At 38.8% G+C, this 17,800-nt stretch carries 14 protein-coding genes; 10 read left to right on the forward strand and 4 right to left on the reverse strand.

The genetic code is table 11. The features are described 5' to 3' along the window. The first annotated feature begins 159 nt into the window (after positions 1-159). The 6 genes from ALFOR1_RS16380 to ALFOR1_RS16405 all read left to right on the forward strand — a co-directional run bounded on the left by ALFOR1_RS16380 (position 160) and on the right by ALFOR1_RS16405 (position 9,509). Positions 160-1,398, forward strand: coding sequence for an AAA family ATPase (locus ALFOR1_RS16380; RefSeq protein WP_104643688.1), 1,239 nt, complete (start codon positions 160-162; stop codon positions 1,396-1,398). Between the two features lie 15 nt (positions 1,399-1,413). Then, complete coding sequence (locus ALFOR1_RS16385; protein WP_058550361.1) at positions 1,414-2,376, forward strand: hypothetical protein; 963 nt, start codon at positions 1,414-1,416, stop codon at positions 2,374-2,376. A 427-nt stretch (positions 2,377-2,803) separates the two neighbouring features. Continuing rightward, positions 2,804-5,950: a DEAD/DEAH box helicase gene (locus tag ALFOR1_RS16390; RefSeq protein WP_104643689.1), complete on the forward strand. Its 3,147-nt coding sequence runs from the start codon at positions 2,804-2,806 to the stop codon at positions 5,948-5,950. A gap of 1,135 nt (positions 5,951-7,085) precedes the next feature. Further along, positions 7,086-8,552, forward strand: coding sequence for a DNA recombination protein RmuC (gene rmuC, locus ALFOR1_RS16395; RefSeq protein ID WP_104643690.1), 1,467 nt, complete (start codon positions 7,086-7,088; stop codon positions 8,550-8,552). Positions 8,553-8,595: 43 nt separating this feature from the next. After that, complete coding sequence (locus ALFOR1_RS16400) at positions 8,596-9,150, forward strand: GNAT family N-acetyltransferase (RefSeq protein ID WP_104643691.1); 555 nt, start codon at positions 8,596-8,598, stop codon at positions 9,148-9,150. After that, positions 9,147-9,509: a DUF7674 family protein gene (locus ALFOR1_RS16405; RefSeq protein WP_104643692.1), complete on the forward strand. Its 363-nt coding sequence runs from the start codon at positions 9,147-9,149 to the stop codon at positions 9,507-9,509. The genes ALFOR1_RS16400 and ALFOR1_RS16405 overlap by 4 nt, the downstream gene beginning before the upstream one ends. Before the next feature lie 34 nt (positions 9,510-9,543). Here the strand turns inward: ALFOR1_RS16405 and ALFOR1_RS16410 are convergent, their stop codons facing one another. Continuing rightward, entirely contained in the window at positions 9,544-9,948 is a 405-nt protein-coding gene (locus ALFOR1_RS16410) for a MerR family transcriptional regulator (RefSeq protein WP_104643693.1), read from the reverse strand. Between the two features lie 86 nt (positions 9,949-10,034). Here ALFOR1_RS16410 and ALFOR1_RS16415 point away from each other — a divergent pair, with 86 nt between their 5' ends. Both ALFOR1_RS16415 and ALFOR1_RS16420 read left to right on the forward strand, forming a co-directional pair. Continuing rightward, a complete protein-coding gene (locus tag ALFOR1_RS16415) occupies positions 10,035-11,285 on the forward strand; it encodes an NADH:flavin oxidoreductase/NADH oxidase family protein (RefSeq protein WP_104643694.1) in 1,251 nt (416 codons plus the stop codon). 350 nt (positions 11,286-11,635) lie between these two features. Further along, entirely contained in the window at positions 11,636-12,796 is a 1,161-nt protein-coding gene (locus ALFOR1_RS16420) for an aldo/keto reductase (protein WP_104643695.1), read from the forward strand. Between the two features lie 67 nt (positions 12,797-12,863). Here ALFOR1_RS16420 and cuyB read toward each other — a convergent pair whose 3' ends face one another. Beyond that, positions 12,864-13,589 carry a cysteate racemase gene (gene cuyB, locus ALFOR1_RS16425; protein ID WP_104643696.1) on the reverse strand — a complete coding sequence of 242 codons (726 nt, stop codon included), beginning with the start codon at positions 13,587-13,589 and terminating at the stop codon, positions 12,864-12,866. A gap of 111 nt (positions 13,590-13,700) precedes the next feature. Here cuyB and ALFOR1_RS16430 point away from each other — a divergent pair, with 111 nt between their 5' ends. Beyond that, positions 13,701-14,585: a LysR family transcriptional regulator gene (locus ALFOR1_RS16430; protein WP_058550380.1), complete on the forward strand. Its 885-nt coding sequence runs from the start codon at positions 13,701-13,703 to the stop codon at positions 14,583-14,585. A 205-nt stretch (positions 14,586-14,790) separates the two neighbouring features. Further along, positions 14,791-15,798 carry a zinc-binding alcohol dehydrogenase family protein gene (locus tag ALFOR1_RS16435; protein ID WP_104643697.1) on the forward strand — a complete coding sequence of 336 codons (1,008 nt, stop codon included), beginning with the start codon at positions 14,791-14,793 and terminating at the stop codon, positions 15,796-15,798. Between the two features lie 64 nt (positions 15,799-15,862). Here ALFOR1_RS16435 and ALFOR1_RS16440 read toward each other — a convergent pair whose 3' ends face one another. Next, positions 15,863-16,810 (reverse strand): LysR family transcriptional regulator, encoded by a 948-nt coding sequence (locus ALFOR1_RS16440; RefSeq protein ID WP_104643698.1) that lies wholly within the window; start codon positions 16,808-16,810, stop codon positions 15,863-15,865. A 1-nt stretch (position 16,811) separates the two neighbouring features. After that, entirely contained in the window at positions 16,812-17,717 is a 906-nt protein-coding gene (locus ALFOR1_RS16445; RefSeq protein WP_104643699.1) for a LysR family transcriptional regulator, read from the reverse strand. Positions 17,718-17,800 lie beyond the last annotated feature (83 nt).

A 17,800-nucleotide genomic window follows, 5' to 3' on the forward strand; every position in this document is an offset into this window, starting at 1 on the left:
ATTTAACCACCTTTAAACTTCTTTATTTATACTAAGCAATATTAATGGTGTAAAAATATTTTTGAATGTCTTGTTATTAAAATGCATGTCGTCTTAAATAGTTGTTTACAGCTAATTGAATGGACATTATACTTGCAGCCTAACTTTGAGGAAGAAAGTATGTCTATCAATAATAACGCGCTAAGTACCTACCGGCTTTTAAAAGCAACTGCCGAAGTTGCTGAAAAATCACTAGAAGGACGTATTCAACATTACCGCGCTCATCTTAAATCAGAAGAAAAAGAATTAAGAACCTACACTCAAAAAGCAGCAGCTGATTTACTAGGTTGTAATAATCGTACCCTAAAAAGACGACATGATAACGGTGATTTTGACGATCTTAATATAAAACGCGGTGCTAATGGCCACTATGCTTACACTTTAGTAAACATTTTTGCTATGGCTGATATTATGGATATTAAGCCAGATCACCGTGCTGAGGACGACAAATTACAAGTTATAGTAATTAATTCGCTTAAAGGTGGCTGTGGTAAAACAACGAGCATGGTTAATATTGCAGCTGCTTTAGCAACTACAAATATCAAACGTTATCGTATTGGTATAATTGATTTAGATCCGCAAGGTTCATCATCAAGCTTCTTTCCTTCAAGTGAGCACGATCCAATTACTGTTGGCGATTTAATGCGTGACTGTATTGATTTAGACGAAGGTGAAACTTGGCCAGAGTTTGTTTCTAATTCATTTTTACCAACCCATATTCCTAATATTCGTGTTTTACCATCAGGTATGGACGATTTTTATTTTGAGCACGAAACTGCTACTTTACTCAAAGACACCTCTAATTATGAGCAAACTCGCCATTATCATAAGTTACTTGAAAAAGTAATAGACCCCGTTAAAGATGAGTTTGACATTATATTAATTGATACAGCCCCTACCCTTAACTTTATGTTTTATAACGCCTTAATGGCATCTACTGCTATGCTTATTCCTGTTCATCCAGAAGCTGTTGATTTTGATGCTAACAATAAATACTTAAAACGATTAGGTGAGATTTATCATACTGTTGCAGCCCTAGGCCATAATGGTTGGGACTTTATGCAATTTTTGGTGACCAACTATGTAAAAGGTAATCACTCTCAACGAGATATAGTAAAAGATGTTCGCAGTGCTTTTGGTCGCCAAGTAATGAGTTATCCAATTAACCATAGCTCTGCAATTACTGCTAGTTCATCGTCTTTTAATACTATTTTTGATCAAAAAGCGTCTGATAGTTTAGCAAGCCGAGAGTCACTAATGCGTGCTCAAGAAAATATCAAAGACGTAGTAGATGAACTTGAAATGTTAATTCGATCAAATTGGCAGTCTACTCAATCATCACTCAATACCCCTAAGTAAGGATGTTAAATAAAAATGGCTAGAAAACGTAAAAACGACACCCGCTTAGATCCATTTGCAACAGCTGTAGGTAACAGCAGTCTTGATGCACTTTTAGAGCAAGCCAGCGCTGGCGATGTAATTAGAATGCCTGCTCCAAGTGATCCTACGCGCGAAATTACCCTAGTTTGTAAAGTGATCCCACACAGCGATATTGAAGCAAGTACCCAGGTTTATGGTAAAAACCGCCGTGTTCAAGCGCTGCTTAACGAAAAGTCGGTATCGGATATATTACCTGCTATTAGCGAAGATGGTCGTAACCAACACCCAGCACTTTTATGGGAGCAAAATGATACTAGCTTAGTACTAGCAGGCTCACGTAGACGAAAAGCTTGTATTTTAGGTAACGCCGATTACTTAGTGCTTAGCTCTACTGATTTTACAGATCAAGATGCTAAAATTTTAGCTGTATCGTCTGATCAATACATCGCGCCTAGCTTATGGGAACTCGGCCAAGCTTATCAGCAAACTAAAAATGAATTAATTGAGCAAGGTAAAAAAGGCTCGTACCGTGAAATAGCGACCATTGAAGGTGTTTCACATACTGCGATTGCTGATGCGGTAAAAGCATATGAGCAAATTCCTGCTGATGTTATTTCACTTTATCCTACAGCTAATCATGTTGGTCGTGAAGTAGCTAAAAAGCTGGTAATTGCAAAGGAGCGAGACGAAGCTGCGTTTAACCAGCTTGTTAATGCACTTGCTAACGATGAAGAGCTTAATGCTATTACAAGCGACGACAAGCGTGCTATGGCTATAACTAAGCGCCTAACTGCAGAGCCTGAAGTTGCTGCAAAACGTGAAGCAGTCCTTGAAAACAAATTTATATCAGTACAGCGTAATATTAAAAGCGGTGATGTTTCTATTAAAATAGATAATAAAGTTATGACTGATAAGCGTTTAGAACAGCTTACAAAGCTTTTAGGTGCTTTTAATTAGCTAGTATAATAATGATCTGCCGGTGCTGTTTAGTTAGTTAAATAGTGATCTGGCAGATACTTAAGTTGGTAAAAATCTGATCTTGTTGCCAACCAACAGCCTCAAAAATCCTTACGTACCCACCGAAGATCAATTTTTTACTAACTTAATTGTTACTTTTATTGCTTCAAACACGTTTAACCCACTGCGTTAGTAAAATTATGATCTGTAATGCCCCTTGTTTTGTTGTTAACTTGTATACAAGTTGTGAGCTTGCTGTGTTTTAAATTTCAGTTAGTAAAAATTTTTGCTCATATTTAGCTATAAACCGATTTTTTACTAACCTATCAGCTCCAACCAGTTTGTATTGCGTTAATATTGCTTTAGCTCAACGCACATAAGGCATATACTGGCAGAATTATTTTTAAAATTTAATGCTTAGAGTGACATGTCTGCTAACTTATCAAAAAATGATTTAATGGCTATTTTTGAAGAAATAAAAAATGAGCAGGCAACTCAGTTTCCCCTGTCTGAACGCTTTATAAAAAAGCTTTTTCGCGAAAGTGTTCTTGATAAAGGCAAAGAGTATTATAAAAATGGTCAAATTAGCTGGCTTGAGCACACACCAAACTTTTCTGTTGTGGACTCTACGGTTCAAGGCGATAACGGTTCATCGTTTAATCAACGTATTGAGATCAGTAAAGTACCAACTGGTTATTCTGTTGACACTCATTGTACATGTAACGCAAAAACCAAATGTCGCCATTTGGCTGCCATTTTATTTAAACTTAAAATAGAACACTCTGGTGAATACGGAGAAGACTACTTTATAAATGATTGGTTTAGCGAGTTAAGTGCACTTAAAAGCAACGATAAAAAAACGCCATCGCAAGTACTTTTATTTGTTTTAGATATTGAAAATAACAAAGTATTTTTAACACCAAAAATAGCTAACGTTGAAAACAAAAAAAATTACACCCTAGGAAGAAACCTTACCGAGCAACAGCTCAATAGCTTTGTTACTCCAAACGATTTACTCGAAAGCGATTTTAGATTATTTAGTTGGATCCGCTCGCAAAATGCAGTCGTAAACATTGAGCTTAAAGGCCAATGGGGCTTTAGTGCTTTGCAGCAGTTAATCGCAACAGAACGTTTGTTTTTTCAACGTTCTCGTGTGCCTATAAAGGCTCAAACTGGTCAAGCATTGAGTTTTAATTGGGAACAAAATAAAGACCTTTCGCAATTAGTTATCAAGCTTGAGCAAAGCCAAAATTGGGCATTGTTAAAAACTACGCCTCCTACATATATAGACTTAGACCATTTAAAAGCTGGGCGCATTCGTACTCCATTAAGTGGTGACGAAATTGCTCATCTACAAACCATGCCTGCCCTGCACGATGCTAATTTTGATCGTATTTATAAACAACTAGCGGATAATTTTGGTGTGGGTGTTATTCCGCATCCAACTAATTTACAGCCTAGTTTGCCTAAGCCTTCTAGTAATGCGGTATTAAAAATAACAATGGGTGAGCGCGGTTTATCGCTTTCATTATTATTTAAGTATAAAAATAAAAACTATTTAGCAGGCTCTGCCCCTGCTAATACAATAAATAGTGCTTTTGAAAATACAGTAACCAATGAGCTTACTAATCTCGGTTTCGAATTTTGTAAAGGGGGTTTACAAAGTGAATTTGTATTTATAAAACAATCTCCTATTCATTTGCACTGGCTTATATTTGAAGTGTTTCCTAGTTTTAAAGAGCGAGGCTGGCAAGTAAGTGTAAGCAAAGTTAGTAGTCCTAATCCTCAATCGGAAGTTAGCTTGCATGTTCATCGCGCTGCAGGGCATCAAATGCACTGTAAAGTTTTGCTTGGTGAAGCAAAAGCGACCCCTCTTTTTACTAATACTGATCCGCTATATCAGTCATTAAATCGACAAAGTGAATTATTTTATTACTACCCAGTAGGCCGACAATTTGGGGTTATTAATAAATCAGCAATTAACTTAATTAACGAATTTAAAGAACGTTTTGAATTTGTAAAAACGCGAGATGAATTTAATATACCGCTATCGTACTTACCTGAACTGGTAAAGCAAACAGCTATAAATGTAGAGCTACACGACGATTCTTTAGAGCGATATTTATTAGAGCTAAATAGCACAGACTACGCTATGCCTGTTGTTGCTTTACATGGGTTAAACGACTCCGTTACTCTTAGGGAGTATCAACAACAAGGCGTTGATTGGCTTAGCTTTTTAAAGCGCCATCAGTTAGGTGGGATTTTAGCCGACGATATGGGGCTTGGAAAAACACTTCAGGTAATCGCTTTTTTAGCGAGCACTTTTAACCGCCCTCAAGCTGGGCCTACACTTATAGTATGCCCTACGAGCTTAGTTAGTAATTGGCAAAACGAGATCACTAAATTTGCTAAAAGTTTAAAAGTAACGACTATTTTTGGTGCTCAGCGAAATGAGCCATTACAGCACCTAGCTCAGGCGCAGTGTATACTTACAACCTATCCGCTTTTAAAGCGCGACATAGCGTACTATTCACCGCTTTATTTTGAAAATATTATACTCGATGAAGCTCAATATATTAAAAATGATACAGCGCAGGTTTCGCGTTTAGTCAAACGCTTAAATGCCGAGTTTAAATTATGTTTAAGCGGTACCCCTATTGAAAATAACTTACTTGAACTTAAGTCATTACTCGACTTTGCTATGCCGTCACTACTTGGCTCGCAGGCTCATTTTAAACAACATTTTCAAACGCCTATCGAGCGCGAAGCTGATATGGATCGTGCAGAGCAGCTAAAAGCCTTAATTATGCCTTTTATAATGCGCCGTACTAAAGCGCAAGTTGCTCAAGAGCTACCAGAAAAAACAGAGTTAACAAAAGAGTTTGAGTTTGAGCCTAAGCAAAAAGAAATGTATCAAGGCATTACACGCTCATTGGAAGAAAAGCTTATAGACTTATTTGCAGAGCAAGGCGTGCAAAAAAGTAAGTTGGCTTTTTTAGAAGCGCTATTAAAGTTAAGACAAATTTGTTGCCACCCAAAATTAATAGACCCAGAAACCCAAGCAGGATCAGCAAAGCTTGAGTGGCTCGCAACACATTTACCGCTTATATTAAGCCTTGGTCGTAAAATAATTATTTTTAGCCAGTTTACATCGGCACTTGATTTAATAGCTAAACGCCTTGAAGAAATACACATTAATTTTAGTATGCTAACAGGGCAAACTCGTCATCGCGATAAAGTAATAGATGAGTTTACAAGTGGTAAAACATCGGTGTTTTTAATTAGTTTAAAAGCCGGTGGCACTGGCTTAAATTTAACGCAAGCCGATACTGTTATTCATTTTGATCCGTGGTGGAACCCAGCTGTAGAAAAGCAAGCCACCGACAGGGCATATCGTATAGGCCAAACTAATCCCGTATTTGTATATAAACTAATAATGAGCAATTCAATCGAGCAAAAAGTATTTAAAATGCAGCAAGATAAGCAAGCGCTTGTAGATGCTTTATTTACCGAAAAATCTATGAGTTTTACACAGTTTGATGAGCAACAAATGTTATCACTCATTAAAAATTAAATTTTAATGAACTAAATTTAAAAATAAGCGTCTATTAATATGCTTGTTGATTAATTGCAGTTAATACAAGTTTTCATGTTGATTCCCCCCCTATTTAGTTACTAATTTTAGTAGCCACTGAGCCAGCACTTTTTAGCTGGCTTTTTTATGCCTGTAATTTTCCTTAATTATTATATTTAAAATATTTATCAGTATTTTTGAACTTAATTTAAAGTTGGGCGTCTACTATTATGCTTGTTGATTAATTGCAGTTAATACAAGTTTTCATGTTGATTCCCCCTATTTAGTTACTAATTTTAGTAACCACTGAGCCAGCGCCTTTTAGCTGGCTTTTTTATGCCTGTAATTTTTCTTAATTATTATATTTAAAAATATTTATTTATAGTTTTGAACTTAATTTAAAGTTGGGCGTCTACTATTACGCTTGTTGATTAATTGCAGTTAACACAAGCTTCATGTTGATTTCCCCCGTTTAGTTACTAAGTTTAGAAATGATTGAGCCAGCCTAGTTTAGCTGGCTTTTTTTATACCTAAAATTTGCCTTAATTTTTATATTTAAATTTTTTACCTGCTATTTTGAACTTAATTTAAAGTCGGGCGTCTACTATTATGCTTGTTGATTAATTGCAGTTAACACAAGCTTCATGTTGATTTCCCCGTTTAGTTACTAAGTTTAGTAATGATTGAGCCAGCCTAGTTTAGCTGGCTTTTTTTATGTCTAAAATTTTCCTTAATTTTTATATTTAAATTTTTTATCTGCTATTTTGAACTTAATTTAAAGTTGGGCGTCTACTATTATGCTTGTTGGTTAATTGCAGTTAACTCAAGCATCATGTTGATTACCCTGATTGGTTACTAAATTTAGTAATGATTGAGCCAGCCCATTTTGAGCTGGCTTTTTTTATGTCTAAAGTAAATGTTTTGAATAGTTTTTTTGTTTACACGGTCTACTGTTATACCTGCTGATAAACAGCAGTAGATTATTTTTCCCTTTGATTACTTAATTATGTAATGTTGAGCCAGCTTACCTCTAGCTGGCTTTTTTTATCTAAGTTAAAGCTTTAGTTACTTCCCCTACCCCGCATCAATGTTATTGGTTATGATGGCATGTCTCTAAATTTTATAAGTTTATTTTATGTTTACCCAATTACTCACTCATATTGACTGGTTAAGTCTGGGCGCTGGCGTTACCGCAGGCGCATTGCTTTATAGTCTTGTAGCTGCGCAGCTTCGTAAAAAATTAAATCAACAGATTAGCGAGCAGCAACAGCAACTTTCATTACTACAAAATCAGTTTGATAATAAACAGCAGCAATACAATACCTTACTAGAAGATCACGAACTGCTAGAGCATACTCATCAGGAGCAACGCGACGAAGCACAGCACTTTAAAACCCGCTTTAGCGAGCAAGAAAAACAAAGCGTTCAATACAACCATTTTTGGCGTAAAGCCGAAGGCGAATTAACTGCTCTGCGTGAGCAATTTAATCAGCGCGATGTTGAATATAATAATATGCGCACTACGCTTGAACAAAAACAGCAAAACTTTACCGAGCAGCTCGCGCAAATAGAGCAAAGTAAAAATGTGCTTAAAAAAGAGTTTGAAAATCTCGCTAATAAAATCTTAGAAGAAAAATCGCAAAGCTTTAAAACTCTAAATCAAGAAAGCATTGAGCAACTATTAAAACCAGTACAAGGGGAGCTAAAAGGCTTTAGAGATAAAATGGAATCTATTCACGTTGAAGATTTAAAGCAACGTGCTGCCCTTAAAACTGAGCTACTGCATTTACAAGCGAAAAGCCAAGCTATTACCGAGCAAGCCGATAAGCTCAGTAATGCACTGCAAGGGCAAAAAAAGACGCAAGGTAATTGGGGCGAACTAATGCTCGAAAACGTACTCGACAGCGCAGGCCTGCGTGCAGGTACTGACTACAAACGCGAAGTATCGTTTAACACTGAAGACGGTCGACTGCGCCCCGACGTAGTGGTGTATTTACCACAGGGCCGCCACTTAGTGATTGATGCTAAAACATCGCTAAATGCTTATACCCGTTACGTTAACGCCGAAAACGAATTAGTGGCTAGCCAAGCAATTAAAGAGCATGTAAATGCCGTTACATCGCGTATTAACGAGCTTGCCAGTAAATCGTACGATCGACTCCCTGGTATAAACTCGCCTGAAGTGGTTATTATGTTTGTCCCTATTGAGTCTGCCTTTGTAGAGGCGCTTAAATACCAAAGCGATATTTACCAACAAGCCATCGAAAAAAATATTTTAGTTGCTACGCCAACTACTCTGCTTACAAGCCTTAATATTGTTAAACAGCTGTGGCGCTTTGAAGAGCAAACCAAATACTCTAAAGAGCTGGCGAATCGTGCAGAGCGCTTTTACAACAAGCTCAATGGCTTTTTAACGAGTATGGAAGGTGTTGGCAAACAACTAGACCGCGCAAAAGAAAGTTACGATAAAGCCTTTTCACAGCTTTACCGTGGTAAAGGTAACTTAATTAAACAAGCTTCAGAATTTAAAGAGCTAGGTGTATCGGTTCAAAAAGAGCTACCAAACGAAAGCGTAGAAAAAGCCCAATTAGAGCTGGATTAAGTTCGATTTATCTCTACTGTTTTATACATTAAAAGGAAGGTTAATGGTTTTTCCCTTACTCAGTTCACAAAGGTTAGCGTTAACCCCTATAAATTATGAGGATAGAGACGCTATTTTTGCTCTTTTTTCAGACCAACAAGTTACTAAATACTATGATCTGGCGCCCTTAACCCAAATCTCCCAAGCTGATAAGTTAATTGATTTATTCAATTATAGATATAAAAATGGTGAAGGGATCCGCTGGGCTATCCGTTTAAAAAATACTGATGAGTTAATAGGTACTTGTGGTTTTAATAGTTGGTCAATACCAATGAAGCACGCATTTATTGGTTACGACCTTAGTAACCAGTATTGGGGTAAAGGCTATGCTTTTGAGGCCATTAGTATAATTATAAAAGCTGCCTTTGATGGATTGCTAAGTTGCGGGGCTTTAAATCGAATTCAAGCCGACACTGTACCAAGAAACAACGCATCAGAAGCACTTTTACTAAAGCTTGGCTTTTGTGAGGAAGGCACAAGGCGACAAAGTGGTTTTTGGAAAGGGCAATTTCACGACCTAAAATGCTTTGGACTATTAAGCGCAGAGCACAATTTATGAAAACTGATGACGTAGTTTATAACTTATTGAACGAAATCAGCGTTCAATTTCCTGACGTTAAAGCGTTAATGAGCATCTATGATGAAGATGAAACCACGTTTAAAATGGAGGCATTTGCTAAAGCCACAACACACGCTTTTGCTCTTGGCTATATGGAGCAAGCCCAGCGTTATTTAAGTTTTATGGCTGAAAAGCTAATAAACGCTGAGGCAAAAGTAATTGAATACATAGACGTATATTACGTAGAGACACTATTTTGGTGCGCAAGTTCTCATACTATTGCGGTTGGTTGGCCTCTAGTGCCTGGCAACTTACAAAAGCTTTATATCAATTTTCATGGTAAAGCGCCGCAAAACTAATACAACTAAAGCTCACATGTACTAGCTTACGCCTTTAATACTCCACCTCATTCAATAACTCATTTATTTTTTCATCGCCAATACACTCTCCATTAGACCAGCTTGCATTAAGCAGTGTAATTAAATTACCAATACGCTCTGATTTACGCTGTAGCTGCTTTATTAGTGCATTAGCTTCATGTTGTTTTTCACCAAGGCGCACAATAATGGCGTTGTGATCTAGCTCCTCATTAGGCTTACGCAGGGAGGGGATTTCTTCAAGCGAAAACCCTAAACTTTGTGCAAACTTAATCATTTTAAGCTGCTCTACACTAGCCTTATCGTATTGCCTATACCCGTTATTATTTCGCGTACCGTGTGGCAGCAGCCCTATACTTTCGTAATACCGTATGGTGCTTGCTGCAATACCCGAGTGCTTAGCTAGTTCACCTATTTTCATTGTTACCTCTACTATAAAAAGCGGGTTGACCTTAAAGCTGACTTTAAGGTTATAGTGCCTGTAATGTCAATTTATGGTTTATATGTATGTTTGAGTTTGAACAATCTGCTGTATTTACGCCCTTTACCCTACCAAGCGGTTTAACGCTTAAAAACCGAGTAGTAAAAGCAGCTATGGAAGAGAACCTCGCAGAGGCTAACCAAACGCCATCGCAAGTGCTTAAAAATGTATACAGTGAATGGGCAAAAGGCGGCTGCGGGTTAATTATTACCGGTAATGTTATGGTCGATCACCTTGCTATGACAGGCCCAGGCGGCTTAGCACTTGAGCAACAAACAGATATAACAGCATTTGCAGAACTTGCACGCTTGGCGCAGCAGAACGATTGTAAAATTGTTATGCAAATTAATCACCCTGGTCGCCAAGTGTTTAAAAATATGGGCGGAAAAGCCTTTAGTGCCTCAGACATTGCGCTTGATGTGGGTAAACATTCACATTTATTTGCTCAGCCAAAGGCAATGACACAAAGTGATATTAACGATGTAGTTACGCGTTTTACACAAACAGCCTTACAGGCTGAAAAAGCAGGCTTTAATGGCGTACAAATACATGCTGCACATGGCTATTTATTAGCACAGTTTTTATCTCCTCTTACTAATAAACGAGATGATAAATGGGGTGGTAGCCTTGAAAACCGCGCCCGCTTATTACTTGAAATTACCAAAAGCGTTAAAGCACATTGTAGCGAGAGTTTTTCGGTATCCATAAAACTTAACTCAGCTGATTTTCAGCGCGGTGGCTTTGAACCAAGTGACGCGCAAGCGGTTGTTAATATGCTAAGCGCATTAAAGGTTGATTTTGTAGAGCTTTCGGGCGGAAGTTACGAAGCACCGGCTATGCAAGGACAAACAGGCGATGAGCGTACACTTGCTCGTGAGGCTTACTTTTTAGAGTTTGCCAAAGCAATTAGCGAGCAATCAACCATACCCATTATGACCACCGGTGGCATTAGCCTATTAGATGTAGCGAATAAAGTAATTAGCTCAGGCGTAGCGCTCGTTGGTATGGCCACGGCACTGGCTTATCAGCCTAATTTAGTTAATTGCTGGCAAACAGAGCCAACGCAAAACCTGCTTATGCCGCGTGTTATCTTTACAGACAAAACTATTGCTGGGCTTGCCACTATGGCGCTGGTAAAAAGGCAAATTCGCCGAGTTGGCCAAGGCAAACATGTTAAAGCAAATGCCTCCGCTATTTTTACTTTGATAAGCGATCAAATACGCACAGCTAAGCTTACAAAGCGCTACCGTAAGCGCTTTACTAAAGAGCTAAATTAAGCTTTTAGTTTTGCTTGTTTATTTTTTACCGTTTGTTTAGCTATGTATACATTGTAATAAATGTAACCACTTACATATTGTGTTTGTTGGAATTAAAAGGTGCACCAAGGTGGAAGTATACTTTTTTATCAAGCCATTAAAGTGCACCATTTTGTACATGTTTAATTACTGTACTAACAAGCGAAACAATCATTCAGTAATGTTAAATAAAATGCTTGTTCAGTGCCTGTTAATTTAACCCATCCTGTTGATAATGTTGAGCTTTATTGTAACTGCTTATGTTGTTTTTGCTTGAGTTTTATACTAGCGTATAGAGTAGATATTTAACGTTACTCAAGGAGAAAGGTTACATGGTATCTCGCAGAAGCTTTATAAAAGCAGGAGCCGCTTTAAGTTTGGGTTCTATTTTTAGTGCATCAGCATTGGCTGAGCAGCTAAAAGTAAAAATGTCTCAAGGGCAGCTTATGCCAACTAAGGGCCCAATTGATAAAAGCGCAGCCCTTCCAACTAACGATGTTACGAACGCTAAACATTATCGCCCTGAAGCACGAATGGGGCTAGGTGGTTTAGCGGCTGGTAACGGCTTTAATACTATATCTAGCGATACAGAAATCTTAACAATGCTAAATGCTGCGTGGGATGCAGGCATACGGCATTACGATACTTCTCCGTTTTATGGTTTAAGCCTAAGTGAAAGGCGCTTTGGGGACTTATTACGTAATAAAAAACGCGAAGACTTTGTTTTATCCTCCAAGGTGGGGCGCTTGCTTACTCCCTCTGCTGAGCCTTTAGAAAATAGCTGGCACTGGGCCGACCATTCACCGTTTCATTATAAGTATGATTATTCAGCCTCGGGTACGCGCCGTTCAATAGAAGATACGCTACAAAGAATTGGCGTGGCGTCGCTTGATATTGTTTATATTCACGATTTATCGCCTCAAAATAGTGATATGGGCGAAGATTGGCTTAAATACTTTGATCAAGCAGCAAAAGGCGCAATTCCTGAGCTTACAAAAATGCGCGACGAGGGTATAATTAAAGGTTGGGGTTTTGGGGTTAATACGCCCCACGCTGTTTATAAAGCGCTTGATATGTCAGATCCCGATATTTGTTTATTAGCGCTGCAATATTCTATTTTAGATCACAAAGAAGCACTTAATAAAACATTCCCAATGCTTGATAAACGCGGGATCTCTGCGGTTATTGGTGCGCCGCTTAATGGCGGTTTTTTAACGGGGCGTAATCGCTTTAATTACTCACCAAAAATACCAGCGCCTATGCAGCAAAAGTATAATGCAATTAGTGAAGTTGCTACTAAGCATGGCATCGACATTAAAACAGCTGCACTACAATTTGCAGAAGCACCGTCTACAGTGGCCTCAATTGTTCCTGGGGCACGAACGGCTGAGCAAATTAACGCAAATGTAGCATCAATGAAGGTAACTATACCGGATGCGTTTTGGAGTGAGTTAAAAGCTAAAAACTTGATTGAACAAAACGCGCCAGTGTAAGTTAGCTATTTAGGTGTGCTACTTAAATGCGCCAGTGTAAGCACACCTATTTATAACTAATATTTAATTAAGCCACACTTGAAAGCGTTGATTGATGGGCGTTTGCATATGCCCAGTTAACGCACTCTTGCGCTAAAATAGCGATGGTATCTAGGCAGGTGTCTGGCGAGTGTTTGGCTTGTTCATTTAACACAAGTGGTATTTCGGTGCAGCCAAGCAGCACGCAATCTGCACCTTGGGCAAGCATTGACTCGTAAGCCTTGCTTAATAAATTGCGCCCTTTATTTAAATCCCCTGCTTTTACAGCGGTTATACCATCCATAATAGCCATTTGCTGTTGTGTGCCTGGCTCAATAAAATCAATATTGTGCTGCTCAAATGCGTTTTGATAAATACCCATATTTAGTGTGGCTGTAGTGGCTAAAATACCCACTCTCTGCTTATTGGTTGCTTTAACTTGTTTAATAACGCTTTTCACAATGCTAATGGTGTGTACATCGGCATTTTGAGTTAATGCGTCGTACCAGTAATGCGCGGTATTACACGGAATAACAATACAGCTTACACCTAAGCTTGTTAGTTCTTTAAAGCCTTTTTTAAGCTCAAAAAATGGGTTTTCATCTTCAAGACCCATTAAAAATTTTGTTCGGTCAGGAATTTGTGGGATATTCCTTATAAACATAGGTATATGCTCTTGATCATTTTTAGCGGGCGATAGCGCAATTACCTGATTCATAAATGAGGCGGTAGCCAAAGGCCCCATTCCACCTAATACGCCAAGAGTTCTGAGCATGATTGCATTCCGGTTATTGAGTTTATAGGCTTAATTTATAGTGTTTTATTTAGTTTGAATAATGCTATTATTTTACCACCCATGCATAAATTGCATAACTAAGTGGTCGCTATGAATATTGAAAGTAAATGGTTAGAAGATTTTTTAACGCTCTCGCACACAAAAAGCTTTTCGCAAGCGGCAAAGCTTAGGCATATTACGCAACCTGCATTTAGTCGGCGTATAAAAGCCCTTGAAGACGCCCTGGGCGCAGCCCTAATCGACCGAGAAAACTTGCCTATTACTCTTACCCCAAGCGGTAAAATATTTCATATAACGGCGCGTAATTTAGTTAACCAAATGAATACCTCGGTTAGCATGCTTGAGGAGTTGTCGGTGCAGCAAAATTATTCTGTAAAGGTTGCGGCCGCACATTCTTTAGCGAGTTTTTTAACCTTACAACTCGCTAACTTTCAAACACAAGATGAGCGCGACATTGTACTTAATTTAGAGGCTATAGACGTAGACAAAGCCACCGAAGCGCTAGAGCAAGGTGAATGCGACTTACTTATTGCCTTTGATAACGAACGCCTTAAACTGCCGCCGTTTAGTCATCAAAAAATAGGTAATGCTAAGTTATTACCTGTTAGCGCCTGTGACGAGCAAGGCAAAGCCTTATATAACCTAGAAAGCGCAGCGCCTATACCGCATTTAGCCTACAGCCTCGACTCCTACATGGGTCGGCAGTTAGAGCCTATCATATCGGGCGCTAAGCTTAAAAAGGTGTTTGTTTCATCCATGACTGAGCTTTTAAAAGTGCACGCTGTTGCAGGGAATGGTATTGCCTGGCTGCCCGACTACGTTATATCAAACGAGCTTAAAAATAATACCCTAGTAGTTGTAGGGAGTGAGCACCACTGCGTGCCAATAACTTACTATGCGTATAGATATCATGCGGCTTTGCACCCCGGTGGCGAAAGTGTGTGGAATAAATTAACTGAGCTCAATATAAGCTAACTGTAAACCCCCGTTACAGTTAAATAGGTGTTACTAATTTAAAGCGATAACAGCTATGTGCAATGGGATTTTAAGTATTTTCCTATATTATTATGGAATTTTATTCCCATAATAATTGGGTGTTTTGTCTCTTTTTTAATAGTCTTGATAAAGCCAAAATAGCGTCATCAACACAGAGTATTAACTAGCTAACGAGGCAACTCCCATGAAAGCAATCGGATATCAAAAAAGTTTACCTATCGAAAACGAATTATCATTACAAGACATTGAACTTGAAACGCCAGCAGCACACGGCCACGATATTTTAGTAGAGGTTAAAGCGGTATCGGTTAATCCGGTTGATTTTAAAATTCGCCAAGCAATGCCAGCAGCAGATGGCGAATATAAAGTAATTGGTTGGGATGCAACTGGGGTAGTTAAATCAGTTGGCGAAAACGTTTCGTTATTTAAGCCAGGCGACAAAGTATGGTACGCGGGCGACATTACGCGCTCAGGCAGTAACGCGCAATTTCAATTAGTTGACGAGCGTATTGTTGGCCATATGCCAAGTTCGCTTTCGTATGGCGAAGCCGCAGCATTGCCGCTTACCAGCATTACTGCGTGGGAATTATTGTTTGACCGTTTAAACGTAGCTAAAAATGATGGTTCTAAAAGCATTTTAGTTATTGGAGCCGCCGGTGGTGTGGGTTCAATTATGGTGCAGCTGTTAAAGCAGCGTACTAAATTAAATATTATTGCAAGCGCCTCTCGCCCCGAAACTATATCGTGGTTAGAAGATTTAGGTGCCGATACTATTGTTAATCACCGTAACCCGTTAAGTGAAGAGTTTGCAGCTAAAAACTTAAGCGAAGTAGATTACGTAGTAAGCTTAAACAATACAGAGCAGCACTTAGCTGAAATTGAAAAAGTAGTGAAGCCACAAGGTCAATTTGCACTAATTGATGACCCTGAAACGCTTAACATTGTGCCATTTAAAAATAAAAGCGTGTCGGTACATTGGGAGCTTATGTTTACTCGCTCGTTATTTAAAACCGACGACATGCAAGAGCAACACGTTATTTTAAACAACGTAGCCACTATGATTGACCAAGGGCAGATTAAAACCACGGTAGGTGAGCACTTAGGTAAAATTAACGCTGCCAATTTACGCAAAGCGCATCAGCACCTTGAAACCCAAACAGCTAAAGGCAAAGTGGTTTTAGAAGGTTTTTAAGCTATCTCGTGTATAACGTTTTTTTGAGTATACCCAAGCCCCTTACGGGGCTTTTTTGTACCTGTTATTTATAAAGCTGTTTGTAATTAGGAATATGTTTTACCCAAAATGCAGGGCTGCCAATATACTCTTGTACAGTTTTTATAAATTCGCTCACCAGTGGCGTTTGTTTACGGTGAGGATACAGCGCATAAATACCGGTGCCCGATGCGCTGAGCTTATAATTAGTTAATAGCGGCACTAGCCCCATTTCGTCTATGGGTTTTTCTAGGTTAAATAAATCAAGCATCACATACCCTAAACCCGCATTTGTGGCATCAAGCATGGCGCGTACGTCGCTTACTTTATAATTGCCCTTCATTTTGTGGGTTTTGTATTCATCACCATGAGGCTGAGTGCTTAATTTAATTTGATCTAGGCTTACATCGCCATTGCCATAAACTATTGCAGGTAAAGCTAAAAGTTCCTCAGGTGTGTTTGGCATACCATGGCGTGCAATAAAGTCATTAGAGGTAACCAGTGCAAAGTGCATATCAGATATTTTTTTAGCCATTAAGTTTGAGTCGTCAAGTTTGCCAATTCTAAACGCTAAATCGTAATGGTCGCTAATAATATCGTTGCGCTTATCATCAAGCATTAGAGTAATTTTTACCTCTGGGTACTTTTGCATAAATATATTAATAACAGGCTGAATATACTGTTGCCCAAAAAACATGCCCGAGGTAATGCGTAAAATGCCTTTAGGTTTGGCTTGGTACGAGTCGGCAATACTATGAATATCGCTAAGGGTATCTATAAGAATATGCGCTTGTTGGAGTATTTCATCTCCTGCTGAGGTAAGCGAAAACGAGCGCGTAGACCGGTTAAGTAATTGCACACCTAAGCTGCTTTCAAGCTTTTTAATTTGCTTAGAAAGTGATGAGTTATCCATATCGTTTAATGCGGCGGCTTTAGCAAATGAGCCTTGTTGCACTACATCTACAAATAACGCTAATTGATTGGTTATCGACATGTCATTCTCCTAAATCCCAATATGGCACATCGCCATAATAGCCACTCGTAAAATCAACAAATGCACGCACTTTACTAGGTAAAAACTGCCTGTTTGCGTACACCATGTAAAGTCCCATAGGTTCTGGCTCATGGTTTTGTAAAATACGCACAATTTTACCCTGTGCTAGTGCCTCACCAGCTATAAAGGTAGGTTGCATAGCAATGCCGCCGCCTGCAATGGCTGTATTTAGCAATAAATCGCCGTTGTTAGCTACTAAATTACTTTCAAGTTTAAACTCGCTTTTAAGCTCATTAACCCCTGTAAGCCTTTTAGTTGGCTCAGCGTTGGCGTAGCGTAAATAGTTATGCTGCTGAAGTTCTTGCAGTGTTGTGGGTGTACCGTGCTGCTTTAAATACGCAGGCGATGCAAATACAGCTAAGTGTATAGGCGCTATTTTTTTAGCAATAAGGGATGAGTTTTTTAACACCCCAATACGCAACGCTATATCAATGCCTTGTTCTACAATATCTACAAATTGGTCAGTGAGTTTTAAATCTAACTTTAAATTTGGATACTGCTTTTGAAACTCAACCAGCAGTGGTGCTAAATGCTTAACCCCAAACGACATAGGCGCACTAATACTCAGCACACCCGATACGTTTTCGCTTAAGTTATTAAGCGAGTTTTCTATATCGTCTATATCGCCAAGTACTTGTAGGCAGCGAGTAAAATAGTGATCCCCCGCCTCGGTGGTGCTTACTTTTCGTGTGGTGCGGTGCAATAAACGGGTAGACAACCCCTCTTCAAGTGCTGATACGTATTTACTCACCAATTGCGGCGATATATCGAGTTTATCGGCGGCTTTAGAGAATGAACCCTCTTGCACTACGCTCACAAAAGTTTTCATGGTGGTTAGCTTGTCCATAATTAACAATACGTTGTTTGTAATTTATAAATAAATAGCACACTTATCATCAAATTAAAAAGCAATAAAATGGCTATATCAAA

Origin of the sequence: Pseudoalteromonas carrageenovora IAM 12662 (assembly GCF_900239935.1) — a bacterium.
Classification (GTDB): domain Bacteria; phylum Pseudomonadota; class Gammaproteobacteria; order Enterobacterales; family Alteromonadaceae; genus Pseudoalteromonas; species Pseudoalteromonas carrageenovora.